Source organism: Ensifer aridi (assembly GCF_002078505.1).
Taxonomy (GTDB): Bacteria; Pseudomonadota; Alphaproteobacteria; order Rhizobiales; family Rhizobiaceae; genus Sinorhizobium; species Sinorhizobium aridi.
On the sequence record NZ_LUAV01000004.1, the window covers coordinates 198495 to 220950 of the forward strand.

At 62.2% G+C, this 22456-nt stretch carries 25 protein-coding genes; 16 read left to right on the forward strand and 9 right to left on the reverse strand.

From position 1 onward, the window contains the following. Positions 1-33 precede the first annotated feature (33 nt). The 10 genes from AYK65_RS04545 (at position 34) to rnhA (ending at position 7027) form a co-directional block, all read left to right on the forward strand. Positions 34-990: a heme o synthase gene (locus AYK65_RS04545; protein ID WP_026612901.1), complete on the forward strand. Its 957-nt coding sequence runs from the start codon at positions 34-36 to the stop codon at positions 988-990. Beyond that, the gene (locus tag AYK65_RS31465; protein WP_026612900.1) at positions 990-1130 is read left to right on the forward strand and encodes a hypothetical protein; all 141 of its coding nucleotides are present in this window, start codon (positions 990-992) and stop codon (positions 1128-1130) included. Before AYK65_RS04545 ends, AYK65_RS31465 begins: the two co-directional genes overlap by 1 nt. Positions 1131-1141: 11 nt before the next feature. Next, complete coding sequence (locus AYK65_RS04550; RefSeq protein ID WP_026612899.1) at positions 1142-1747, forward strand: cytochrome c oxidase assembly protein; 606 nt, start codon at positions 1142-1144, stop codon at positions 1745-1747. A gap of 63 nt (positions 1748-1810) precedes the next feature. After that, a complete protein-coding gene (locus AYK65_RS04555) occupies positions 1811-2689 on the forward strand; it encodes a cytochrome c oxidase subunit 3 (RefSeq protein WP_026612898.1) in 879 nt (292 codons plus the stop codon). 80 nt (positions 2690-2769) lie between these two features. Further along, positions 2770-3267, forward strand: coding sequence for a L,D-transpeptidase family protein (locus AYK65_RS04560; RefSeq protein ID WP_026612897.1), 498 nt, complete (start codon positions 2770-2772; stop codon positions 3265-3267). After that, positions 3264-3647, forward strand: coding sequence for a DUF983 domain-containing protein (locus AYK65_RS04565; RefSeq protein ID WP_026612896.1), 384 nt, complete (start codon positions 3264-3266; stop codon positions 3645-3647). Before AYK65_RS04560 ends, AYK65_RS04565 begins: the two co-directional genes overlap by 4 nt. Continuing rightward, positions 3616-4377: an SURF1 family protein gene (locus AYK65_RS04570; RefSeq protein WP_026612895.1), complete on the forward strand. Its 762-nt coding sequence runs from the start codon at positions 3616-3618 to the stop codon at positions 4375-4377. The genes AYK65_RS04565 and AYK65_RS04570 overlap by 32 nt, the downstream gene beginning before the upstream one ends. Before the next feature lie 131 nt (positions 4378-4508). After that, positions 4509-5519: a 4-hydroxy-3-methylbut-2-enyl diphosphate reductase gene (ispH, locus tag AYK65_RS04575; RefSeq protein WP_034884882.1), complete on the forward strand. Its 1011-nt coding sequence runs from the start codon at positions 4509-4511 to the stop codon at positions 5517-5519. A 69-nt stretch (positions 5520-5588) separates the two neighbouring features. Beyond that, on the forward strand, positions 5589-6569 hold the full coding sequence (locus tag AYK65_RS04580; protein WP_081157972.1) for a homoserine kinase: 981 nt from the start codon (positions 5589-5591) through the stop codon (positions 6567-6569). Then, positions 6566-7027 (forward strand): ribonuclease HI, encoded by a 462-nt coding sequence (gene rnhA, locus AYK65_RS04585; protein ID WP_026612892.1) that lies wholly within the window; start codon positions 6566-6568, stop codon positions 7025-7027. Before AYK65_RS04580 ends, rnhA begins: the two co-directional genes overlap by 4 nt. A 66-nt stretch (positions 7028-7093) precedes the next feature. On the opposite strand, the gene AYK65_RS04590 is transcribed toward rnhA, so the two are convergent. Both AYK65_RS04590 and AYK65_RS04595 read right to left on the reverse strand, forming a co-directional pair. Next, positions 7094-7582, reverse strand: coding sequence for a peroxiredoxin (locus AYK65_RS04590; RefSeq protein WP_026612891.1), 489 nt, complete (start codon positions 7580-7582; stop codon positions 7094-7096). Positions 7583-7660: 78 nt separating this feature from the next. Further along, positions 7661-8485 carry a protein-disulfide reductase DsbD domain-containing protein gene (locus AYK65_RS04595; RefSeq protein ID WP_026612890.1) on the reverse strand — a complete coding sequence of 275 codons (825 nt, stop codon included), beginning with the start codon at positions 8483-8485 and terminating at the stop codon, positions 7661-7663. A 288-nt stretch (positions 8486-8773) separates the two neighbouring features. Between AYK65_RS04595 and AYK65_RS04600 the strand changes: the two genes are divergently transcribed. Then, complete coding sequence (locus tag AYK65_RS04600) at positions 8774-9379, forward strand: YqgE/AlgH family protein (RefSeq protein WP_026612888.1); 606 nt, start codon at positions 8774-8776, stop codon at positions 9377-9379. A 26-nt stretch (positions 9380-9405) separates the two neighbouring features. Here AYK65_RS04600 and AYK65_RS04605 read toward each other — a convergent pair whose 3' ends face one another. The 4 genes from AYK65_RS04605 to thrC all read right to left on the reverse strand — a co-directional run bounded on the left by AYK65_RS04605 (position 9406) and on the right by thrC (position 15828). After that, a complete protein-coding gene (locus AYK65_RS04605; RefSeq protein ID WP_081157974.1) occupies positions 9406-12318 on the reverse strand; it encodes a sensor domain-containing phosphodiesterase in 2913 nt (970 codons plus the stop codon). Beyond that, positions 12318-12929 (reverse strand): GNAT family N-acetyltransferase, encoded by a 612-nt coding sequence (locus tag AYK65_RS04610; protein WP_026612886.1) that lies wholly within the window; start codon positions 12927-12929, stop codon positions 12318-12320. The genes AYK65_RS04605 and AYK65_RS04610 overlap by 1 nt, the downstream gene beginning before the upstream one ends. A 181-nt stretch (positions 12930-13110) precedes the next feature. Next, the gene (locus AYK65_RS04615; protein ID WP_026612885.1) at positions 13111-14412 is read right to left on the reverse strand and encodes a M16 family metallopeptidase; all 1302 of its coding nucleotides are present in this window, start codon (positions 14410-14412) and stop codon (positions 13111-13113) included. A gap of 15 nt (positions 14413-14427) precedes the next feature. After that, a complete protein-coding gene (gene thrC, locus AYK65_RS04620; protein WP_026612884.1) occupies positions 14428-15828 on the reverse strand; it encodes a threonine synthase in 1401 nt (466 codons plus the stop codon). 333 nt (positions 15829-16161) lie between these two features. Here thrC and AYK65_RS04625 point away from each other — a divergent pair, with 333 nt between their 5' ends. Further along, complete coding sequence (locus AYK65_RS04625) at positions 16162-16710, forward strand: hypothetical protein (protein WP_026612883.1); 549 nt, start codon at positions 16162-16164, stop codon at positions 16708-16710. 78 nt (positions 16711-16788) lie between these two features. On the opposite strand, the gene AYK65_RS04630 is transcribed toward AYK65_RS04625, so the two are convergent. Both AYK65_RS04630 and AYK65_RS04635 read right to left on the reverse strand, forming a co-directional pair. Then, positions 16789-17895, reverse strand: coding sequence for a branched-chain amino acid ABC transporter substrate-binding protein (locus tag AYK65_RS04630; protein WP_046118436.1), 1107 nt, complete (start codon positions 17893-17895; stop codon positions 16789-16791). A gap of 208 nt (positions 17896-18103) precedes the next feature. Further along, positions 18104-18799 carry an HAD family hydrolase gene (locus AYK65_RS04635; RefSeq protein WP_026612881.1) on the reverse strand — a complete coding sequence of 232 codons (696 nt, stop codon included), beginning with the start codon at positions 18797-18799 and terminating at the stop codon, positions 18104-18106. A gap of 324 nt (positions 18800-19123) precedes the next feature. Here AYK65_RS04635 and AYK65_RS04640 point away from each other — a divergent pair, with 324 nt between their 5' ends. Further along, positions 19124-19609: a DUF1284 domain-containing protein gene (locus AYK65_RS04640; protein ID WP_081157975.1), complete on the forward strand. Its 486-nt coding sequence runs from the start codon at positions 19124-19126 to the stop codon at positions 19607-19609. On the opposite strand, the gene AYK65_RS04645 is transcribed toward AYK65_RS04640, so the two are convergent. Then, positions 19563-20246: a winged helix-turn-helix domain-containing protein gene (locus tag AYK65_RS04645; RefSeq protein WP_026612879.1), complete on the reverse strand. Its 684-nt coding sequence runs from the start codon at positions 20244-20246 to the stop codon at positions 19563-19565. The two genes, AYK65_RS04640 and AYK65_RS04645, sit on opposite strands and share 47 nt — an antisense overlap. A gap of 71 nt (positions 20247-20317) precedes the next feature. Here AYK65_RS04645 and AYK65_RS04650 point away from each other — a divergent pair, with 71 nt between their 5' ends. The 3 genes from AYK65_RS04650 (at position 20318) to AYK65_RS04660 (ending at position 22252) form a co-directional block, all read left to right on the forward strand. Then, a complete protein-coding gene (locus AYK65_RS04650) occupies positions 20318-20647 on the forward strand; it encodes an NIPSNAP family protein (RefSeq protein WP_026612878.1) in 330 nt (109 codons plus the stop codon). Then, entirely contained in the window at positions 20644-21003 is a 360-nt protein-coding gene (locus AYK65_RS04655) for an antibiotic biosynthesis monooxygenase family protein (protein ID WP_046118435.1), read from the forward strand. The genes AYK65_RS04650 and AYK65_RS04655 overlap by 4 nt, the downstream gene beginning before the upstream one ends. Positions 21004-21121: 118 nt before the next feature. Continuing rightward, positions 21122-22252: a site-specific DNA-methyltransferase gene (locus AYK65_RS04660; protein WP_026612876.1), complete on the forward strand. Its 1131-nt coding sequence runs from the start codon at positions 21122-21124 to the stop codon at positions 22250-22252. Positions 22253-22456 lie beyond the last annotated feature (204 nt).

Consider the following 22456-nt stretch of genomic DNA (forward strand, 5'->3'; position numbering starts at 1 on the left):
CTGTCATGGTCGCAAGGAATTCAGGGACGAGACATGACGGTCATCGACAATCACGAAGCAGTCGGCATGGAAGGCGCACCGCGCCTGTCCGAGGCCTCTGCGCGCGATTACTTCGAGCTCCTGAAGCCGCGTGTCATGTCTCTCGTCGTCTTCACGGCTTTTGCCGGGCTCGTCCTTGCGCCCGGACAAATCAATCCTTTCATCGGCTTCATCGCGATTCTCTGCATCGCCGTCGGCGCCGGCGCCTCCGGTGCACTGAACATGTGGTATGACGCCGACATCGATGCGGTGATGAGCCGTACGGCCAAGCGTCCGATCCCCGCCGGCAAGATCCTGCCGCAGGAAGCGCTCGCCTTCGGCCTGACGCTGTCGGCATTTTCGGTGACGATCCTTGGGCTCGCCGTGAATTGGCTCGCAGCCGGGTTGCTCGCCTTCACCATCTTCTTCTATGTGGCCATCTACACGATGTGGCTGAAGCGCTCGACGCCGCAGAACATCGTGATCGGCGGTGCCGCCGGAGCTTTCCCGCCGATGATCGGCTGGGCCTGCGTGACCGGCGGCGTCTCGCTCGAGAGCATCGTGCTCTTCCTCATCATTTTCCTTTGGACGCCGGCGCATTTCTGGGCGCTGGCGCTCTTCAAGATGGGGGACTACCAGGCTGTCGGCGTGCCGATGATGCCGAATGTCTGCGGCGAGGCGACCACCAAGAGGCAGATCGTTATCTATGCTGCCCTGACGGCGCTGAGTGGCATCTGTCCCACCTTGCTCGGCTTTGCGAGCCTTGGTTACGGGGCGTTCGCCGCCGCCATGGGACTGGGCTTCGTCTGGTATTCGCTCGGCGTGTTGCGCATGCCCGAAGGCGACAAGCGCATGCTGCCGGCCAAGAAGCTTTTCGCATTCTCGATCGCCTATCTTTTCGCGATCTTTTCGGCCCTGCTGGCCGACCACGTGATCGTTCAGATCTGGCTCAAGGCCGGAGGTATCATCTGATGGAAACCGTTGAACTCAGCGAAGCGCAGAAGAAGTCTCGTCGTGGCCGCAATATCGCTCTCGGCGTGGTGCTTGCGGGTCTCGTCGCGCTTTTTTACGTCGTAACGCTGGTCAAGTTCGGCAGCGGTATAGCGCATTGAAGGCACGGCCGATGACCGACTCCCAGCAAGTGCCCAGGAAAGAACGAGCGAACGGCGTCATCGTCGGCACATGCCTCGCTTTCGTTGGGGGCATGATCGGCATGGCCTACGCGGCCGTGCCGCTCTACGACATGTTCTGCCGGGTGACGGGCTATAACGGTACGACGCAGCGGGTCGAGCAGGCTTCCGACGTCATTCTCGAGGAGAGGGTGAAGGTCACCTTCGACGCCAATATTGCGGCGGGTCTGCCCTGGGAGTTCAAGCCGGTCCAGCGGGACATCGACGTCCGGATCGGCGAGACCGTGCAGGTGATGTATCGCGCCAAGAATCTTGCATCGAAGCCGACGACCGGCCAGGCAACGTTCAACGTGACGCCGATGGCGGCGGGTGCCTACTTCAACAAGGTGCAGTGTTTCTGCTTTACCGAGACGACGCTGCAGCCGGGCGAGGAAATGGAGATGCCGGTCGTCTTCTTCGTCGATCCGGAGATCGTCAAGCCAGTCGAGACGAAGGGCATCAAAACTTTGACGCTGTCCTACACCTTCTACCCGCGCGAGCCGTCCAAGCCGGTCGCTCGTGTGCAGGTGAAGGACGACGACGCTCAAAACAAACTTTGACAGGAGCGCCGTTTCGGCTATGCCGGGGCGGGCGACAAGAGAGAACTATCGGGGATTACTGACATGGCCGGAGCGCATCAGAAGAATCACGACTATCACATCATCGATCCGAGCCCTTGGCCGTTGCTTGCCTCCATCGGCGCCTTCGTCATGGCCTTCGGTGGCGTCGGCTACATGCGCTATCTCTCTGGCGGTTCGTTCAAGATGTTTGGGCTGGAACTCGCCAATCCGTGGGTCTTCTTCATCGGCCTGGCGCTCATCCTCTACACCATGTTCGGCTGGTGGTCGGACACGATCAAGGAGGGCCGCGAGGGGCATCACACCCGCGTCGTGTCGCTGCACCTGCGCTACGGCATGATTATGTTCATTGCCTCCGAAGTGATGTTCTTCGTCGCCTGGTTCTGGGCCTTCTTCGATGCGAGCCTGTTTGCCGGCGAACCCATCCAGGCCGCGCGCGCCGCCTACACCGGTGGCGTCTGGCCGCCGAAGGGCATCGAGGTCCTCGATCCCTGGCACCTGCCGCTCTACAACACCGTTATCCTGCTGCTCTCCGGCACGACGGTCACCTGGGCGCACCACGCGCTGCTGCACAATGATCGCAAGGGCCTCGTCTACGGTCTGACCCTGACCGTGCTGCTCGGCGTTCTCTTCTCCTTCGTGCAGGGTTACGAGTACGCGCATGCGCCCTTCGCCTTCCGCGACTCGATCTATGGCGCCACCTTCTTCATGGCGACCGGTTTCCACGGTTTCCACGTTCTGGTCGGCACCATTTTCCTGCTGGTCTGCCTGGTTCGGGCACTTGGTGGCGGCTTCAGCCCGCAGCACCATTTCGGCTTCGAGGCGGCCGCCTGGTACTGGCACTTCGTTGACGTGGTCTGGCTGTTCCTCTTCTTCTCCATCTACATCTGGGGTGGATGGGGTGCACCGATCGCTCACGGCTAAGAGCAATTCGTTTGATGATGACGGGGCGGCTGCGGCGATGCAGCCGCCCCGTTTCCATTGAAGGCACCGCTTGTGGTGGAATGAAGAAGAGCGCGTACCTATGGTCGCTCGCGGCGGGTATCCTCGCGATGCCGTTTTCGGTGCTGGCCGCCGAAACTGCGGACAAGGTTGTCGTCTACAAGGAGCGGCGCGTCCTGCAATTGTTTCAGGGAGAGAAGCTGCTGCGAGAATTTCCAATCGCGCTTGGCGGCAATCCCGTGGGACACAAGAGGCGGGAAGGCGACCGCAAGACGCCAGAGGGGCGCTATGTCCTCGATTGGCGCAACGATGCGAGCCGCTTCTACAAGTCCATTCACATTTCCTACCCGGGACCGCAGGACCTGCAGGAGGCCGCCGTCAGGCGCGTCGATCCCGGTGGCATGATCATGATCCATGGCCAGCCCAACTATTTCGGCTGGTTGGCGTTTTTGACGCAGATGTTCGATTGGACGGATGGCTGCATTGCCGTTACCAATGCCGAGATGGACGATATCTGGGACATGGTCCCCAACAATACCGCGATTGAGATCAACCCATGAATGACGACAAGGCGCTATACCCGCCCGTCGATCCGGTCATGACCGGCATCAAAGGGCTTTGCCCCCGCTGCGGCCAGGGCAAGCTCTTCGACGGTTTCCTGAAGCTCCGGCCGGCTTGTACGAGTTGCGAGCTCGACTATCGTTTCGCCGATTCCGGCGATGGTCCGGTCGTCTTCGTCATCCTCATTGTCGGCTTCATCGTCGTGGGCGCAGCGCTCTGGATGGAGGTCAACGTCAATCCGCCGCTCTGGCTGCATTTCCTGCTGTGGATTCCGCTGGCGACGATCTTCAGCCTGGCGTTGACGCGCATGCTGAAGGGCGTGCTCATCAATCTGCAGTACCGCAACAGTGCACGCTCAGGTGAAATCGACCGTGGTTGAAGAAAGCAAGTCGGCGTCGCGCCTCGGCCACATAGCCGGCGCCGTTCTCGTCGTTGCGGCCTTCGCGGTGCTCGTTTCCCTTGGCACCTGGCAGATGCAGCGGCTGCAGTGGAAAGAGGCGCTGATCGCCGCGATTTCGGAACGGCGTGCGGCGCCGTCGGTCCCGCTGGAACAGATCGAGGCCATGGCCGCAGCCGGCGAGGATATCGACTACCGGACGGTGCACGTGTCCGGAGTATACGACCACGGCAGGGAGCGCCATTTCTTCGCCACCCATGAGGGTCGGACAGGCTTCTACGTCTTCACGCCGCTGATGCTGGCGGACGGCCGCGCCCTTTTCGTCAACCGCGGCTTCGTTCCCTTCGAGAAGAAAGACGCATCGACGCGGTCTGCGGGCCAGGTCACTAGAGGCGTGACGATTAATGGCCTGGCGCGCCCAAGGCTCTCGCAGAAACCGTCGTCGCTCGTGCCAGACAACGATATCGCCAAGAACATCTTCTACTGGAAGGATCTCGACGGAATGACCGATTCGGCCGGTCTGGCAGCGGACAGGGTTCTTCCTTTCTTCGTCGATGCCGATGCCGCTGAGAATCCCGGGGGTCTGCCGATCGGCGGCGTCACGCAGTTCGACCTGCCGAACAATCATCTGCAATATGCGCTGACCTGGTACGGCCTTGCCGCCGCACTCGTGGTCGTCAGCGGGCTCTACGTGTATCGCCGAAAGCGATAGTCGGATCGCTCTCGGCCGGCGGGCATTTGCCGGCGAGCCAAAGTCTTCTTCCTTGTGCGCGTGGTCGTTGCCGCTATATATGGCGCAGGGCGGCGCGCCCGGTTCCCGTTCGATCCACTGGCATTTTCAACATGGCCTCATCCGCAGCAGCAAAATCCCCGATCACCATTCGCCTTTGCGGCCCGCGCGGCTTCTGCGCCGGCGTCGACCGGGCGATCCAGATCGTGGTGCTGGCGCTTAAGGAATTCGGCGCCCCGGTCTATGTCCGCCACGAGATCGTGCACAACCGCTATGTCGTCGAAGGGCTGGAAGCGAAGGGGGCAATCTTCGTCGAGGAGCTCGACGAGATTCCGCCCGAGCACCGCAAGCAGCCCGTCGTCTTCTCCGCCCATGGCGTGCCGAAGTCGGTTCCGGCCGATGCGGATCAGCGCAACCTTTTCTATCTCGACGCCACCTGTCCGCTCGTCTCGAAGGTGCACAAGCAGGCTATGCGCCACCACCGGATGGGCCGCCATGTCGTGCTGATCGGCCATGCCGGCCACCCGGAGGTGATCGGCACCATGGGGCAATTGCCGGAGGGTGCGGTCTCTCTCATCGAGACGGTCGAGGACGCCGACGTCTATGTGCCGCCGGATCCGGATAATCTCGGCTTCGTAACGCAGACGACGCTGTCGGTGGACGATACCGCCGGAGTTATCAAGCGGCTGCATGAGCGCTTTCCCAACCTGACCGCGCCTGCCGCCGATTCGATCTGCTATGCCACGACGAACCGGCAGGAGGCGGTGAAGCAGGCCGCGCCCGGTTGCGATCTTTTCCTGATCGTCGGCGCTCCCAATTCATCGAATTCCAAGCGCCTCGTCGAAGTGGCACTGAGAGCCGGGGCGAAAAAAGCCGTTCTGGTACAGCGTGCGTCGGAGATCGATTGGGTGACGATGGGCGACATCTCAACCGTCGGGCTGTCGGCGGGCGCCTCGGCGCCGGAAGTGATCGTCAACGAGATCATAGAAGCGTTCCGCGAACGCTACGACGCGGCGGTCGAGCTTGCCGACACGGTCGAGGAAAACGAGAACTTCCTCGTCAACCGCGAGCTCCGTCACGTCGAATTGACCGCGGCCGACATGGCCTTCGTGAACGGTGAATAGACTGCGCGCGGTTTTCCGTCCGCATGCAGCTTAAATTTGTGAAATTTGCATTCTGGAAAGTATCGCGCCTTGGCAGTTTACACCGATATCTCGGAAGACGAGCTGATCCGTTTTCTCGCCGCCTACGATGTGGGGGCGCTGACCTCCTACAAGGGAATCGCCGAAGGCGTCGAGAATTCGAACTTCCTTCTCCACACCACCAAGGGCTCTTACATCCTTACGCTTTACGAGAAGCGGGTGAATGCCGACGATCTGCCGTTCTTTCTGGGCCTGATGCATCACCTTGCGGAAAGGGGGCTCTCCTGTCCGCTGCCACTGCCACGTGCCGACGGCAAGCTGCTCGGCACGCTGTCGGGCCGGCCGGCCGCGGTGATTTCCTTTCTTGAAGGCATGTGGTTGAGAAAGCCCGAGGCGCAGCACTGCCGCGAAGTCGGCCGCGCCCTCGCTGAGATGCACGAGGCCGGCCAAGACTTTCCCCTGAAGCGCGCCAACGCGCTTTCGGTCGGCGGCTGGCGGCCGCTCTGGCGGAACTCCGAAGCCCGCGCCGATAAGGTTCAAGCCGGGCTCCGAGAGGAGATCGCTGCGGAGCTCGCCTATCTCGAAGAGCATTGGCCGAAGGCATTGCCAGAGGGGGTCATTCATGCGGATCTTTTCCCGGATAACGTCTTCTTCCTCGGCGACCGCCTCTCCGGCCTGATCGACTTCTACTTCGCCTGCAACGATTTCCTCGCCTACGACGTCGCCGTATGCCTGAACTCCTGGTGCTTCGAGAAGAACGGCTCCTACAACATCACCAAGGGGATGGCGCTGCTTTCAGGCTACGAAAGCGTGCGGAAATTGACCGCTGAGGAGGTGGCGGCTCTGCCGCTTCTCGCCCGCGGCTCGGCGCTGCGCTTCTTCCTGACACGCCTCTATGACTGGCTGACGACGCCGCCGGGGGCTCTGGTGGTCAAGAAGGACCCGCTCGAATATCTGACCAAGCTCCGCTTCCATCGCGCCATCGTCTCAAGCGCCGAATACGGGCTCAGGCGCCAAGAGGCATCGGTATGAAGCACGTCGATATCTTCACCGACGGCGCCTGCTCGGGAAATCCGGGGCCGGGCGGTTGGGGAGCGGTGCTTCGCTACGGTGACGTCGAGAAGGAAATGTGCGGAGGCGAGGCGGAGACCACCAACAACCGCATGGAGCTGCTCGCCGCAATCTCGGCGCTGAACGCGCTGAAAGAGCCTTGCGAGGTCGACCTCCACACCGACAGCAAATATGTGATGGACGGCATCTCCAAATGGATTCACGGCTGGAAGCGGAACGGCTGGAAGACCGGCGACAGAAAACCGGTGAAGAACGGCGAGCTATGGCAGGCGCTGGATGAGGCGAGAAGCCGTCATCAGGTGACCTGGCACTGGGTCAAGGGCCACGCCGGCCACCCCGAGAACGAACGCGCCGACGAGCTCGCGCGCAAGGGCATGGAGCCTTTCAAGAAAGCGCGCCGCACGGATGCCGTCAAATAGAAACGGGCGCAATGGCCCGTTTCATTTCTCTGGCTATCGGAACAATACGTGTGGATGCGACGCGCTCTAGCTCAGCTGCTCCAGCATCGTGGCAGCACCGGAATAGATCGCTTGGCTCGGGAGATCCTCGACGTTCAACGCCTTCACGATGCCATCCTCGACCAGCATCGAATAGCGCTTGGAGCGAATGCCGAGCGTTCCGGCCGAGAGGTCGATATCCATGCCGATCGCCTTGGTGAAAGCGGCGTTCCAGTCGGAAAGGAAATGAATCTTGCCCATGCCGCCGGAGGACGTCGCCCAGGCGCCCATCACATGCAGGTCGTTGACGGCGACCACTGCAATGTCGTCGACGCCGCGGGCCAGAATGGCGTCGCGGTTTTCGAGATAGCCGGGAAGATGGTTGAGCGAACAGGTCGGCGTGAAGGCCCCCGGCACAGCGAAAAGCACCACGCGCTTGCCCTTGAATAGCTGGTCGGTGGTCACCTCGACCGGGCCGTCAGCGGTCTTCTCCTTGAAGGTTGCGTTGGGCAGCTTGTCTCCGACAGCAATGGTCACGGGTTTTCTCCTCGATGTTCTCCGGGGTTGGCGCCGATGTTAGCGGCACCCGCCTGTGGGGGGGACTATAGGGGCGCGTCAATCAAAGGCAAGCGTCGTTTCCATGCTGCGCCCGCCGGCGCGAACGGTGAGTGCGATGGCTTTTCCCGCGATGCGCTTGTCTTTGCCGGAGAGTTTCACCGGAATTTCGGCCCGGCGCTCCACGCCCGGTCCGCCGAGGACCGGCTTGCCGAAGAAAATCCCGGGAGGGCCGGAGAGAAACAGGTCCACTGGTCCGCCACCGGCGGCCTTAGGCAATCGAAGATCGAGATGAATCATGCGCGCCGCGGCATCGAAGCTCGCCTTCGTCACCCGGAAATCGTCGGACGGCGCCTCCGGAAGTGCGGCAACCGCCTTGTCTATGCGTGCGCCGTCTAACGGGTTGTCGAAGCCGCCGCTTTTGAGAGCGAGGTTCAGCTCGCCCTGTACGGGGATGCAGATGTCCTCGCAGATGCCCAGAAAGACGGAGGCCCGGATCGCGAGGTCGCCGCCGTTGGCGACCCTCTTCAGCTCAAGCGGGAAGGCGACAGGCTGGTCATATCCGGCATAGCGCCCCGGCCCTTCGCCGAACGTCTTCGGTGCAGGGAAGCGGATTGCTTTCAGAATGACGCCACCCGATGGATCGAGGGTCACCTGCGGCGGTATGCCGCTTGCTCCCGGATCCCGCCAATAGGTCTTCCAGCCAGGCTTGAGCCGGACTTCGAGAATGGCGGGGATGGAGCCGTCCGGCCTTGGCTGCGACGCGACGATGCGTACGGTCCCGCCGGGTGAGGTCACCCATTCGCTGGTCGCTCCATGGGAGGGGGCCGGCAAAAGAAATGCAACGAGAGGGGTTGCCGTCGCGATGCACTGGGCCATCTTCATGAGGGGCGGGCGGTTGGTCATAGCTCAAGCAGTATAGCGTTTCACCTTCGGTCTCCAGCCGCCGTGATGCGTCGCCGCGATCATAATTACTTGATCGGCGGCCACGCGCGAAGTCGAAAACAAGGGCGCAACCGCTTTGTGGCGGCGCCGGCATACGGAAACCGGATCGCAAATCTGGGGGCTTGCAGCCCCGAATTCATCGCGAGCAAGCGTCGCGCGTGCAAAATTCCGCGACCGCCACGTAGAGGCGCTTTTCATTTCGTCGTGAATTGGTAGGCTATCTTCATTATGGCGACAAAGGCACTGCATACGACCCGCGAGCGTGGCTTCCTTGACGGTCAATTCCTGATCGCCATGCCGGGCATGTTCGATGCCAATTTTGCCCGAACGGTCATTTTCGTCTGCGCCCATTCCGAAGATGGGGCGATGGGCTTCGTGCTGAACCGCCCGCAACGGTTGACTTTCCCGGACGTGCTCTTGCACCTGCAGCTTCTCGATCCCGATGAAGCGATCCGCCTGCCGGCGACGGCGCGCGAGTTCCAGATACAGGCAGGCGGCCCCGTCGAGACGGGGCGAGGCTTCGTCTTGCATACGGACGATTACTTGAGCGACTCGAGCATTCCCGTCAGCGACGACATCTGCCTCACCGCGACGCTCGACATCGTGAGGGCTATCTCCCGTGGCGAGGGGCCGCACAAGGCGACCATGCTGCTCGGCTATGCCGGCTGGGGGCCAGGCCAGCTCGAGGCCGAGATCGCCCAGAACGGCTGGCTGACCTGCCCGGCGCGCGAGGAGCTGATCTTCAGCCGGAACCTCGATGAGAAATACGACCGGGCCTTGGCACTGATGGGCGTCAGCTCGGCCATGCTTTCCACCGATTCCGGCCACGCCTAAGCCGTCGTCGGTCGCCGGTTTCCGCCTCAGGCTCTCTTCATCAACGGAAATCGCTCCTTCAGGAGCCGCAGGATCGAATCCGACCCGACCGGCGGCCCGAAGAGGAAGCTCTGGCCGTAGTCGCAGCCCATCTGCGAAAGCTGAACCGCATCCTCCTCGGATTCGATGCCTTCGGCGACCACCTGCATGTCGAGCTCGCGCGCCATGGTGATCACAGAGCGCAACACCACGCCGCGCCTGTCGCTCGGATCGCGCACCAGCGCCTTGTCGATCTTGATCGTGTCGAAGGGGAAGCGGGTGAGATAGGAGAGCGATGAATAGCCGGTGCCGAAATCGTCGAGGGCCAGCCGCAACCCGGCTTGACGGAGCTTTTCGAGTACGAGCCTAGCCTGCTCCGGGTTTTCCATCACCAGCGACTCCGTCAGTTCCATCCTGACCTTCGCCGGATCGCAGCGGTTCTTGTTGAGGATCGCGCGCACGTCGTCATAAAGCTCATTGTTCAAAAGCTGCGCGCTCGACAGGTTGACCGAGATGAAGATCGGCAGTTCCCCGGTCTGCATCTGCCAGTCCGAGAGGTCGCTCGTCGCCTTGTCGAAAGCGAACATGCCGAGCTGGTTTATGATGTCGGAATTCTCGGCGATCGGGATGAACTCGGTCGGCGAGATATTGCCGCGCTTCGGATGATCCCAGCGCATGAGCGCCTCGAAGCCCGCGATCTCGGCATCGCTCAAGCGGACGATCGGCTGGTAGACGAGGGAAAGCTCCTTGCGTTCGATCGCCCGCTTCAGATCCGCTTCGAGCTGGAGCCGATCCGAGCTCGACGTCCGGAAGGCCGGGCGGAACGGCTCGACCCGGTTTCCGCCCGCTTTCTTGGCGCGGAACATCGCGAGTTCGGCGTCATCGAGCAGTCCGGCGGCGCTCTGCTCCTGATCGAGCCAGGAAACGAGGCCGATCGACGCGGTCAGGTTGATTTCGCGATTGCCGTAGTTGAGCGGAACCATGATCGCCTTGCTGACGGCATCGGCGAAGTCGGCGATCTTTGCCGGATCGCGCTCGGACATGAGGATCAGTCCGAACTGGTCGCCACCGAGGCGGGCGAGCGTGTCCTGCGGACGCAGGAGCCGGCGCAGGCGGCGCGTAAGCGCGATGAGGATATTGTCACCGGCCGCAACGCCAAGCATATCATTGACCTGCTTGTAACGATCGATGTCGATCGCGAGCACCGTCGGCCTCATGGCGTTGGTGCTGTCGGACATCAACAGGATCGCCTGCAGCCGGTCGAGGAAGACCTGCCGGTTAGGCAGGCCGGTCAGGTTGTCGAGGAGCGCATTGTGCAGGAGCCTCTCGACCGAATTGCGCTGTTCGGTGATGTCGACGATGGTGCCGACGCAGCGGATGATCTCGCCGTTGGCGCCGAGCACCGGCCGTGCCCGGATCGAGAGCCAGTGATAATGGCCGTCCTCCGCGCGCACGCGGAATTCGTGGTTCAGCCGGCCGCGCCGGTGTTCGAGCAACACGTCGAGCGTCGCCCGGAACCGATCGCGGTCGTCGGGATGCAGCCGCGGCACCCAGTTGCGGACGGGGCCGTTCATGGTGCCGAGCGAGAGGCCGAGCTGGTGCGAAATGTCGGGTATGGTGACGACGCGGTCGCGCGCCACGTCCCAATCCCAGACGGTGTCGCCCGAGCCGGTCAATGCCAGCGCCTGTCGCTCGAGATCGGAGAACAGGCCTTGCTGGTAGGCGCCACCGGCAAAGGCGTGCTGCATGACGGTGAAGCCGATCAGCAGCACGATGAGCACGAGACCGCCGCCGAGCGCCGGCTGGACGATATCGTTGGCCAGTTGACCGGTAACGGCGAGCCACGCGCCGAACAACCAGACGAGGATCAACAGCCAGGCAGGGACAAGCAGGATGGCGCGGTCGTAGCGGTTGAAGCCGAGATAGGCGATGAGCACGATGCCGACGGTTGCCGTCAGTGCGAAGGACAGGCGGGCGATGCCGGAGGCGATCGCCGGATCGTAGACCGCGACCCCGAAGAGCAGCCCCAGCCCGAGAATCCAGGCGAGCGTCGCATAGCCGAGATGCTGGTGCCAGCGATTGAGGTTGAGATAGGTGAAAAGGAAAACGACGAGGCCCGCTGCCAGGAAGACTTCCGTTCCCGCCCGCCATATTCGCTCGTCGTCGGCCGTCACGCTGATGAGCTTCGACAGAAAGCCGAAATCGACACAGATATAGGCAAGCACGGCCCAGGCGAGTGCGGCCGTCGCGGGCAGCATCGAGGTGCCCTTGACGACGAAGAGAATGGTCAGGAACACCGCGAGAAGGCCGGCGATCCCGAGCACGATGCCGCGATAGAGCGTGAAGGCATTGACCGTGTCCTTGTAGGCGTCGGGCTGCCAGAGATAGATTTGCGGCAGTTCCGGCGTCTGGAGCTCGGCAACGAAGGTGATGACCGCGCCGGGGTTGAGCGTGATCCGGAAGACGTCCGCCTCGTCGCTTGGCTGCCGGTCGAGCGCGAAGCCTTCGCTCGGCGTGATCGAGAGGACGCGCTGCGAGCCGAGGTCCGGCCAGAAGAGCTTGGAATTGACCAGCCGGAAATGCGGGGCGACGATGACGCGCTCGAGCTGCTCTTCCGAGACATTGGCAAGCGCGAAAACGGCCCAGTCGCCTTGATGATGTTCCGTGCTCGAGCGCACTTCGATGCGGCGCACGATGCCGTCCGTGCCGGGGGCGGTCGAGACCTGAAACGCATCGCCCCTGCCGCTGTAGATCTCCGTCGTCGCGGTGAGGTCGAGCGCCGTGTCCTCACGCGAAATCTTCACCGGCTCGAGCGCATGCGCGACCCCGCCGGCGAGGCCGAGGACGAAGACGACGAGTGCGACCAGAAACGCCGCCAGCCTTGCGGCTGGCCATGCGAACGGCTTCAGGTTCAGGGGCATCAAAGGGGCATATTCCTGTTCGGTACGGCATCGACGGACAAGAGGGAGAACATCAGATGATCCCGCCACTGCCCGTTTATCTTCAAGTACTGTCTCAAATAGCCTTCACGCTCAAAGCCGGCCTTTTCAAGGAGCCGGATGCTCCGTGTATTTTCTGGAATACAGGCTGCCTCGATACGGTGCAACTCGAGCACCGTAAAGATATAGGGGATCGTCAGCTTCAGCGCCTCGTACATATGGCCCTGACCGGCATATTTCTGGCCCATCCAGTAGCCGATCATGCAGTTCAGCGCGGCACCGCGGCGAATGTGACCAATGGTGAGACCGCCGAGCAGCGTCTCGTCCGGCCTGCGGAAGAGGAAGAGCGGCACGGCCTGGCCGGAGGCATATTCCTGCTCATTGCGAATGACGCGGCTGCGAAAGGCGCTCTCGGTCATTTCATCGGCGCGCCAGGTCGGCTCCCAGGGCTCCAGGAAGGCACGGCTTTCGCTGCGCAACTGATACCATTGCCGATAATCGGCGTAGCGGGGAAGCCGGAGCATATAGTGCTGATTGGCGATCTCGACCGTCTCCGGCTGCCGCGACAGGAACCGAAAAACCGATCGTGTCATATACGCCTCCAGGCCAGTACCGCGGGCAACAGGCGCCGCCGTTCAGTCGAGCCGAGGACGCTGTCTCATTGCGAAACCTTGCACAAGTTTACGCTCAAATCGAATCCGATTTTTGAGAAATCGTGAGGGGAACGCAGGGCTTGGGCGCGGCCGTGGCGAAGCCTCAACGGCAATCTGCGTGTCAGCTCGCCACCGCATGCATGGCGGTTGTCTTGCTGGCCAGCGACGAAAGGATGTCGTTCATCGGGGCAAGCTGCTCGAGCGGGCCGATTGCGGAGAGCGTCGGAGCCGTGTCGAAGAACAGCCGGCCGGCAAGGTCCGTCAGGCGCTCGATCGTGATGCCCGAAAGGCGCTCCATCAGCTCCTCGTTGGGAATGGGACGGCCGTAGAGCATCATCTGGCGGGCGATCTGACCGGCTCGTGCCGCCGGGCTCTCCTGGCCCATAAGCAATTGCGCGCGGATCTGCGCGCGGGCGCGCTCGATCTCCTGCTGTTCGATGTTCATCGACGATTTGCGCAGCTCGTTGACGATCACCGGCATCAGTTCCGGCAGGTTCTCTCCGCCGGTTGCCGCATGAATGCCGAAGATGCCAGTGTCGGAGAAGCCCCAATGGAAGGCGTAGACCGAATAACAGAGTCCCCTGTGTTCGCGCACCTCCTGGAAGAGGCGCGAGGACATGCCGCCGCCGAGGATATTGGCGAGGATCTGCGAACAGTAGAAATCCCGCGCGTGATAGGCCTTGCCTTCGAAGCCGAGCAGGATTTGCGCATCCATCAGATCGCGAGTTTCGCGACTGTCGCCGCCGGTGTAGCGCGCCGTGTCGAGGACCGGCGGCGATAAGGGTGAGACGGGCAGGGCGGAAAAGCGCTCTTGGACCTGACGCACGATCGTCTCGTGATCGACGGCGCCGGCCGCCACAATGAACATTCTGTCCGTCGTATAGTTGCGGCCGAGATACTGGCGGATCTGGTCGGCGCTGAAGGACATCACCGTTTCCGGCGTGCCGAGGATCGGCCGGCCCACCGTCTGATCGCGATAGGCGGTTTCGGCAAAGCGATCGAAGACTACGTCGTCCGGGGTGTCGTTGGCCGCGCCGATCTCCTGCAGGATGACATGCTTTTCGCGGCGGAGCTCGTCCTCGTCGAAGGTCGATTCCGTCAGGATGTCGGCAAGGATGTCGACCGCGAGCGGCACGTGGTCCTTGAGCACGCGGGCATAGTAGGAGGTGGTTTCGGTGGAGGTGGCGGCGTTGACCTCGCCGCCCACATTTTCGATTTCTTCGGCGATCTGGCGGGCGCTGCGTCGCCGTGTGCCCTTGAAAGCCATGTGCTCCAGCAGATGCGCAATTCCGTGTTCATCCACGGTCTCGTTGCGCGAACCGGACTTGATCCAGACACCGAGCGCCACACTTTCAAGATGGGGCATGTTCTCGGTTACCACCGTCAGCCCGGAAGGGAGCCGGGTGCACTCAACTTTCATCATCCGTATTCTTTCGTTCTATTCCCGAACGCGGGTACGCTCGCCGATGAAGGTTTCGACGTTTTTAAGCTCCGGTTCCAGGATATCGAAACGCTCCGCCCTAGTCATGAGATCAGCAAGCCACGTCGGAAGCGCGGGGTCAATACCGCTTGCCGATTTTACTGCGTCGGGGAATTTCGCCGGATGGGCCGTCGCAAGGGTGACCATCGGTGCGGAAGCCTTCTCGTGCTTGGCCGCCACGAACACGCCGATTGCCGTATGCGGATCAATGAGATAGCCCGTATCCTCGAGGGTCTTGCGGATCGTTCTCGCCACTTGCTTTTCCGAGGCGCGGCCGGCGCGGAACTCCTTGCGGATTTTTTTCAATGCGCCGTCGCCGATCGCAAACGAGCCGGATTGCTTGAGGTTTGCCATCGCCGCGCGCACTTCCGCCGGGTCGCGGTCGTTAGCCTCGAAGATGAGCCGCTCGAAGTTCGAGGAGATCTGGATATCCATCGACGGCGAAGTTGTCGCCTTCACCTCGCGCATTTCGTAGCGGCCACTCTTCAGGGTGCGCGTCAGAATGTCGTTGTCGTTGGTGGCGATGATCAGCTTGTCGATCGGCAGACCCATGCGCTTGGCAACGTAGCCCGCGAAGATATCGCCGAAATTGCCGGTCGGCACGGTAAAGGAGATCTTGCGGTCCGGACCGCCGAGCGCGACCGCCGTCGTGAAGTAGTAGACGATCTGGGCCATGATCCGCGCCCAATTGATGGAATTGACGCCCGAGAGCTTCACCCGATCGCGAAAGGCCGTGTCGTTGAACATGGCTTTGACGAGGTTTTGGCAGTCGTCGAAATTGCCCTTGACCGCGATCGCGTGCACGTTCGAAGCGGTGGAGGTCGTCATCTGCCTTTGCTGCACCGGCGATACCTTGCCGTGCGGAAAAAGAATGAAGATGTCGGTGCGCTCCCGCCCGGCGAAGGCGTCGATCGCAGCTCCGCCGGTGTCGCCCGATGTCGCTCCCACGATCGTCGCGCGCTCGCCCCGTTCGGCAAGCACATGGTCCATCAGCCTTGCCAGCAATTGCATGGCGACGTCTTTGAAGGCGAGCGTCGAGCCATGGAAGAGTTCCATGACGAAAGAGTTAGCGCCGGTCTGGACCAGGGGTGCCACGGCCGGATGGCGGAAGGTGGCGTAGGCCTCGTCGATCATCTCGCGGAATTTCGCGGCCGGGATCTCGCCGTTCGTGAATGGTTCGAGCACGGTGAAGGCGATCTCCTGATAGGATTTGCCGCGCAGCGCCCGGATCTCCTTCTTGGAGAACTTCGGCCATTCCTTCGGAAGATAGAGCCCGCCGTCACGGGCGAGTCCCGCCAGAAGAGCGTCACAGAAACCGAGGGAGGCCGCCTCTCCCCGCGTCGAAACATACTTCACCATCGTCATCCTTCATCGTTTTGCGCGCGAGCGTTGAAGCGAGGCTCGCTCCAGCCCAAGCGCCTTTTTGCGTCAGTTCCCGGCGAATCGCGCGGCCATTTTTGTCACCATGGCAAATTTCCAGCCTGTTCCGGAAAATTCGGTTGGGGAGCGTCGACCCGTCGATTTTTGAATTCGTCGCTGCTATAGACGATGCCCGAAGGTCAAGAAAGGCCTCGGGCCGTTTTCCGTCCAAGGCGAGGCGGCCTTGCGTTCTCGCATGTTTTGACCGCGACGAGGGTGGTTCATCGAGCCACAGTCACCGCGATCAGGGAGTTTCGTTCTTTTCAGTAGAGGTTGTGCAACGTGTCAGTGTCTCGCCGTCTTCTCGCAGTATCCCTCCTTTTGGCCGTTGCCGGCTGTAACAAGACACAAACGGGCGGTGCCATCGACGCGGGCGGCAGCGCGAGCGCACCGACGCCGGCGGTGGTCCAAGCGGCCTGCCCGCCGGTCACGCTCAGGGACGGCACCTCTTCCTACCGCACCTATGCGAAGGGCGCGAAGGACGATCCGAGCAAGGTTGTCTATCAGGCCTCGCTGGCCGATACGACGCGTCAATGCGTGCAGAGCGAAGATGCGCTCAAGGTGACGGTGGTCGCACAGGGCCGCGTCGTCGCGGGCCCCGCCGGCGGACCGGGCAAGGTGACCCTGCCGATCCGCGTGGCCGCAACCGATGGCGAAAAGACGCTCTATTCCGAACTGACCCAATATCCGGTCGAAGTTCCCCCGGGCAGCGCCACCACCCAGTTCGTCTTCACCAAGGCCGATGTCACGCTGCCGGCCGGCGCCGGCGCTGAAGCCAAGGTTTTCATAGGCTTCGACGAGGGGCCGTACAGGACGAATTAAGAAGCGCTTCAGACCAAACGCCAGAATCGAAACGCCGGGGCATCGCCCCGGCGTTTCCGTTGTCCGGTCGGCGTCCGCTTACTCTGCCGCGACGCTCTTGCCAGCTTCCCACTTGTAGAGCGAGAAGCTCGGCGAGGTGAGATCGCCGCTTTCGCCATAGGTCAGCTTGCCGATGACCGTGTCGATCGCGTCGCCGGACTTGATCGCCGTTGCGACCGCGGTCGCATCCTCGGCGGAGCCCGCCTTTTCGATGCCTGCCTTGAGGACCTGTACGGCGGCATAGGCGTTGAGGGTGAAGGCTTCGGCCGGGATGTTCTTGGCCTTGAGCGCCTCGATCGCCGGAGCGGCGGCCGGGTTGCGGGTCGCGTCACTGGCGTTGGTGTAGATCGTACCCTCGGCAGCGTTTCCGCCGATCGCCCAGAATTCGGTGTTGGACAGGCCGTCGCCGCCGATGAGCTGCGCATTGACGCCTTGATCGCGCATCTGGCGGACCATCAGCCCGGCTTCGGCATGATAGCCGCCGAAATAAACGACATCGACGTTCTCTGCCTTGAGGCGGGTGACGATGGCGCCGAAGTCCTTTTCACCGGGAGTGAGGCCCTCATAGACGACTTCGGTAATGCCGCCCGCGTTGATCGCGGCCTTGAAGCCGTCGGCCAGACCCTTGCCATAGGCGCCCTTGTCGTGCAGCACGGCGATGCGCTTGTCCTTGAGGTTCTGGACGACGTAGTCGGCAGCGACGACAGCCTGCTGGTCGTCACGCCCGCAGGTGCGCAGCACGTTCCAAAGCCCGCGGGTGGTGAGGTCCGGCGTGGTCGCCGTCGGCGTGACCATCAGGATGCCGTTCTCGGCGAGCACGTCGGACGCCGGCATCGAGGTGCCGGAGAGCACCGGACCAACGACGTATCGCACGGCTTCGCCGGCGAGCTGGTTGGCGACGGAGACGGCCTGCTTGGGTTCGCCGGCATCATCGACGATCTTGAGGACGACCTTCTCGCCCTTGATGCCGCCGGCATTGTTGATGGCCTCGACCGCCGCCTCGGCGCCGTTCTTGACCTGCTCGCCGAAGGCCGCGACGGGACCCGTGAGCGGGGTGATCACGCCGATCGTGATATCGGCATGGGCGAGGGGGGCGAATGCGACGCCGGCGGCCAAGGTCAATCCGGTCAATAGTGAGAGACGCATAGTGTTTCCTCCTTGGAAATTGCCCCTCATGGGGCTTTGCTTGATATGGCCCTCGTGCGCGATCCGAAAACCGTGTGATTTTCGGAGGAAGGCCATGGGCCTTCAATGCGGCATGGCGTCCCTCTCACGTCGAAATGGACGTGCTCCAATTCGGCGCGAGGGCGTTTCGCTCCGGCGGATCGAAGCGAAATTCGATCTTCCGCTCGGATCAGGCCGTCATCGTTTCCGACCATTCGGCAAGCGCGGCGATCACGCCCGGAAGGGCTGCCATACGCGACACGACCGTCTCGGCGCCGGCTTCCGTCAGCCTGTCGGCATGTGCCGGATAGGTGTGCGAGCCGCCGGTGAAGCCGACGACGCGCATGCCGGCAGCGCGAGCGCCGTGGATGCCGTGCACCGAATCCTCGATGACGAGCACGCGTGCCGGGTCGACGCCGAACTGGGCGGCGCCGTGCAGGAAGATGTCCGGCTTCGGTTTGACGCGGTCCGGGCCAAGGTCGCGTGCCGAATAGATGTGCTTGCCGAAATGGTCTTTGACCCCAACCTTGCCGAGCATCATCGCCAGTCGCTCCGAGGTGGAGTTTGAGCAGATGCAATGCGGAAGCGTGAGCTGTAGCAGCACCGGCCTGACGCCTTCGATGATCTTGACGTCACGAGCGAGCCGCTTGTCGAGAATGATGTCGACGCGGTCGATGAGCGAGGCGGAGAGCGGGATGGTCGCTTCCTTTTCGATCGTCAGCAACGTATCGCGCCAGGTCATGCCGGCGAAGCGTTCGTTCATTTCCTCGACGCTGATCGGATAGCCGGCCTCGCTCACCAGTTCGGACTGGACGTGTGCGGCGATGATTTCCGAATCGACGAGAACGCCGTCGCAATCGAAGATGATGAGATCGATACCGGTCATTTGGGTCGGTCCTTGGGAGAAACGCGCCGCGGAAGGGGGAGGATTCTCAAAATGCGGGCGCTTAAAATTGGTCCAGGCAGGTTTATACGATAGCGGACCAAAGCTCAACCTGCAGAAGCAGGTGGAGAAGTGCGAAGCGGGTCCCCCCGCTTGCCCCTCCAGCTTTTTTGAATGCATACTTCTCTACAGCGCCGCGCGTCTTTTCAGACGCGCAAAGGCCGCTGCAGCATTTTGAATTCTCGCATGTTTTTGTCCTAAATCGGACAATTTAGGAAATATGCCGCGCGTCTCATCCGACGTGCAAAAGAGAGGCAGAGGTTTCCAATGGTTCGCCTGCGCGGGCATCATCTCCTGTGCCTGCTCACCTTCGTGGGTGAGGGCTATACGCCCTCGTTTACCCGCAACTATCGCCGGATCGCCGAGCGCCTTTCCGCCGGCGAAGCGATCGAGATCGTCGACGGACCGGACGATATCTGCAGCCCGATGTTGGACTTACCGGAAGCTCATTGCCGCAACGAGAGCGTTCGTAATCGTGACGGACGCGCTTTGGCTGCGGTTGCCGATCAGCTCGGTGTTTCACTTGGATTTGGGTCGATTCTCGTTCTCGACAGCGAACGCCTGAGGCGCTTGCGTACCGCCTTCACGGCCGGTGCCATCCGCGCCGCCTGCGAGGGATGTGAATGGTCGTCGCTTTGCACGCGCATCGCCCGCGAAGGTTTCCGCGACACGCTCATCCATGACGGCGCGCCTCCCATCGCCGAAGCTATCGAGGAAAGAGTTCCAGGAACGCCTTCTCGCCGATTGCGGTGAAACGAACCGCGCGGCTGTCCTTCTCCCGTTTCGCCCAGCCTTTGTCGATGAAAAGCTTGAGCAGCGCCTCGCCGAGTGAGCCGGCGAGATGCGAACGCCGCTCGCTCCAGTCGAGGCAGGTTCGGCAGACCGGCCGGCGGGATTTCTTGAGAGCATCATAGTCGATGCCCAGTGCCTCGACGCGTGCACGCCCGGCATCGGTCAGGGCCAGATCGTCAGCGCCCGCCACCTCGATCTCGCGAGCAGCGATCAGGCTGTCCAGCATGCGCACGCCAAAGTCGCCGGCGAGGTGGTTGTAGCAGACACGCGCCTTGCGCAGCGCCGGATCCTTCGGCCCGGGCCGATGGCGCGTCAGGCCGCGGCTTGCGGCAAAGCCCATCAAGCTCTCGAGCATCAGCCCGACCTCGTCCTCGCTTAAGGCGTAATAGCGATGCCGGCCCTGCTTGCGCTGCGTCACCAATCCGCCCGCTTCCAGCTTCGCGAGATGCGAGCTTGCCGTCTGCAGCGTGATGCCGGCCTCACCCGCAAGCTCCGTCGGCGTCAGCGCCTGACCGCCCATGAGCGCCGTCAGCATGTTGGCGCGTGCAGGATCGCCGATCAGCGATCCGATCAGGGCTATGTCCGGGCCTTCTTTCATAGTTCGATCGTAATCGAAGCATCGTTGACGGGCAAGCGGGCATAATACAGGTCATCAACCAGGAGAAACCGATGATCACCTGCTTCATCCGCTACGAGATCGATCCGTTCCGTAAGGACGACTTCGCCACCTACGCCCGCAACTGGGTCGAGGCGATTCCCCGCTGCGGCGCCGATCTCATCGGCTATTTCGCCCCGCATGAAGGTTCGGCGACCACCGCCTATGGCGTCTACGACATCGAAAGCCTGGCCGCCTATGAGGCCTACCGCGCACGTCTCGCCGCCGATCCGCTCGGGCGCGAGAACTATGAATTCGCCCGAAAGGAGCGCTTCATTCTGCGGGAGGATCGAATCTTCCTGAAGAACGTTTCGCTGCCGCACGGAAAAGGAATCACGCGATGATCGCGGTGATCTTCGAAGTGCTGCCGGCCGAGGGCAAGCGCGATACCTATCTCGGACTCGCAGCCGATCTGCGTCCGCTGCTGGACGGGATCGACGGCTTCATCTCGATCGAGCGTTTCCAGAGCCTCGCCGACCAGAACAAACTCTTGTCGCTCTCCTTCTGGCGCGATGAGGCGGCGGTGAAGGCGTGGCGCAACGGCGCCGAACATCGCGCGGCTCAGGCGGCGGGGCGGAACGGCGTGTTCACCGAGTACCGGCTGAGGGTCGCTGCCGTTATGCGTGACTATGGCCTTCACAATCGCCACGAAGCCCCGCCGGATAGCCGGCGATTGCATGATGGCAATGGCGCCTCTTGAGCGCGGGAGATCTCACTGCGACGCGATTTTTTCCGGATGGCCTTCAGGCTTTGGTAACCATCTTCGGTAACCATAAGTGCTATAGTCAGTCCCGAGTAAGCGTATTTGCGAGTTGCCCATGTCTTCAGTTGTTTCGCTTGCCGAAATCTCCCGTGCCGCCCGTCCGTTGAATTGGCTGGACAGCATCATAAAGGGGGATTGCGTGGCCGCGCTGAACGCGCTTCCCGACAATTCGGTCGATGTCGTTTTCGCCGACCCGCCCTACAATCTCCAGCTCGGCGGCACGCTGCACCGGCCCGACCAGTCGCTGGTCGACGCCGTCGACGACGATTGGGATCAGTTCGCTTCCTTCGAAGCCTATGATGCCTTCACCCGCGCCTGGCTGCTCGCTTGCCGCCGTGTGTTGAAGCCCACCGGCACGCTCTGGGTGATCGGCTCCTACCACAATATCTTCCGCGTCGGCGCGATCCTGCAGGACCTGCATTTCTGGATCCTGAACGATATCATCTGGCGCAAGACCAATCCGATGCCGAACTTCAAGGGCCGCCGCTTTCAGAATGCGCATGAAACGCTGATCTGGGCGACGCCGAACGCCAAGGCCAAGGGCTACACCTTCAATTACGAAGCGATGAAGGCGGCGAACGACGACGTCCAGATGCGCTCCGACTGGCTCTTCCCGATCTGCTCGGGGACCGAGCGGCTGAAGGACGAGGACGGCAAAAAGGTGCACCCGACACAGAAGCCGGAAGCACTGCTCGCCCGTATTCTGATGGCTTCGACCAAGCCTGGCGATGTCGTGCTCGACCCGTTCTTCGGCTCCGGCACCACCGGCGCCGTCGCAAAGCGTCTCGGTCGCCATTTCGTCGGCATCGAGCGCGAGCAGGACTATATCGATGCCGCCGCCGCGCGCATTGCCGCGGTCGAGCCGCTTGGCAAGGCGACGCTCTCGGTCATGACCGGCAAGAAAGCGGAGCCGCGCGTCGCCTTCAACACGCTGATCGAAAGCGGCCTCATCAAGCCGGGCACGGTCCTGACCGACGCGAAGCGCCGATACAGCGCGATCGTGCGTGCCGACGGCACGCTGGCATCGGGAGGCGAGGCCGGCTCCATCCACCGCGTCGGCGCCAAGGTGCAGGGCCTCGACGCCTGCAACGGCTGGACCTTCTGGCATTTCGAGGAGGGAAGCGTCCTGAAACCCATCGACGAACTCAGATCCGTCATTCGAAACGACCTGGCAAAACTGAACTGATCAACCAGTTCCGCTTGGGTCTTCGAGAAGCGCTCGGTCCGGTTTTGTGCCTTCAGTCCCGGAGGGAGCGCTTTAAACGCCCGGAGTCCGATGAGGATTCCGGGCGTTTGTATAGGACTATAGCGACCTGCCGGCCACCTTCTCTCCGCAGGCGGGAGAAGGCTAGTGCATGTGTCCTTAAATCGTAGCCGATTTAAGGACAAA

Coding starts and splice junctions, on each gene's coding strand:
- rnhA (WP_026612892.1), top strand. CDS start 6,566: ATGAAGCACGTCGATATCTTCACCGACGGCGCCTGCTCGGGAAATCCG.
- AYK65_RS04600 (WP_026612888.1), top strand. CDS start 8,774: ATGGCGACAAAGGCACTGCATACGACCCGCGAGCGTGGCTTCCTTGAC.
- AYK65_RS04640 (WP_081157975.1), top strand. CDS start 19,124: ATGGTTCGCCTGCGCGGGCATCATCTCCTGTGCCTGCTCACCTTCGTG.
- AYK65_RS04605 (WP_081157974.1), bottom strand. CDS start 12,318: ATGCCCCTGAACCTGAAGCCGTTCGCATGGCCAGCCGCAAGGCTGGCG.
- AYK65_RS04645 (WP_026612879.1), bottom strand. CDS start 20,246: ATGAAAGAAGGCCCGGACATAGCCCTGATCGGATCGCTGATCGGCGAT.
- thrC (WP_026612884.1), bottom strand. CDS start 15,828: ATGGTGAAGTATGTTTCGACGCGGGGAGAGGCGGCCTCCCTCGGTTTC.
- AYK65_RS04630 (WP_046118436.1), bottom strand. CDS start 17,895: ATGCGTCTCTCACTATTGACCGGATTGACCTTGGCCGCCGGCGTCGCA.
- AYK65_RS04565 (WP_026612896.1), top strand. CDS start 3,264: ATGAATGACGACAAGGCGCTATACCCGCCCGTCGATCCGGTCATGACC.
- AYK65_RS04650 (WP_026612878.1), top strand. CDS start 20,318: ATGATCACCTGCTTCATCCGCTACGAGATCGATCCGTTCCGTAAGGAC.
- AYK65_RS04560 (WP_026612897.1), top strand. CDS start 2,770: ATGAAGAAGAGCGCGTACCTATGGTCGCTCGCGGCGGGTATCCTCGCG.
- AYK65_RS04615 (WP_026612885.1), bottom strand. CDS start 14,412: ATGATGAAAGTTGAGTGCACCCGGCTCCCTTCCGGGCTGACGGTGGTA.
- AYK65_RS04610 (WP_026612886.1), bottom strand. CDS start 12,929: ATGACACGATCGGTTTTTCGGTTCCTGTCGCGGCAGCCGGAGACGGTC.
- AYK65_RS04595 (WP_026612890.1), bottom strand. CDS start 8,485: ATGAAGATGGCCCAGTGCATCGCGACGGCAACCCCTCTCGTTGCATTT.
- AYK65_RS04655 (WP_046118435.1), top strand. CDS start 20,644: ATGATCGCGGTGATCTTCGAAGTGCTGCCGGCCGAGGGCAAGCGCGAT.
- AYK65_RS04660 (WP_026612876.1), top strand. CDS start 21,122: ATGTCTTCAGTTGTTTCGCTTGCCGAAATCTCCCGTGCCGCCCGTCCG.
- AYK65_RS31465 (WP_026612900.1), top strand. CDS start 990: ATGGAAACCGTTGAACTCAGCGAAGCGCAGAAGAAGTCTCGTCGTGGC.
- AYK65_RS04555 (WP_026612898.1), top strand. CDS start 1,811: ATGGCCGGAGCGCATCAGAAGAATCACGACTATCACATCATCGATCCG.
- AYK65_RS04550 (WP_026612899.1), top strand. CDS start 1,142: ATGACCGACTCCCAGCAAGTGCCCAGGAAAGAACGAGCGAACGGCGTC.
- AYK65_RS04635 (WP_026612881.1), bottom strand. CDS start 18,799: ATGACCGGTATCGATCTCATCATCTTCGATTGCGACGGCGTTCTCGTC.
- ispH (WP_034884882.1), top strand. CDS start 4,509: ATGGCCTCATCCGCAGCAGCAAAATCCCCGATCACCATTCGCCTTTGC.
- AYK65_RS04545 (WP_026612901.1), top strand. CDS start 34: ATGACGGTCATCGACAATCACGAAGCAGTCGGCATGGAAGGCGCACCG.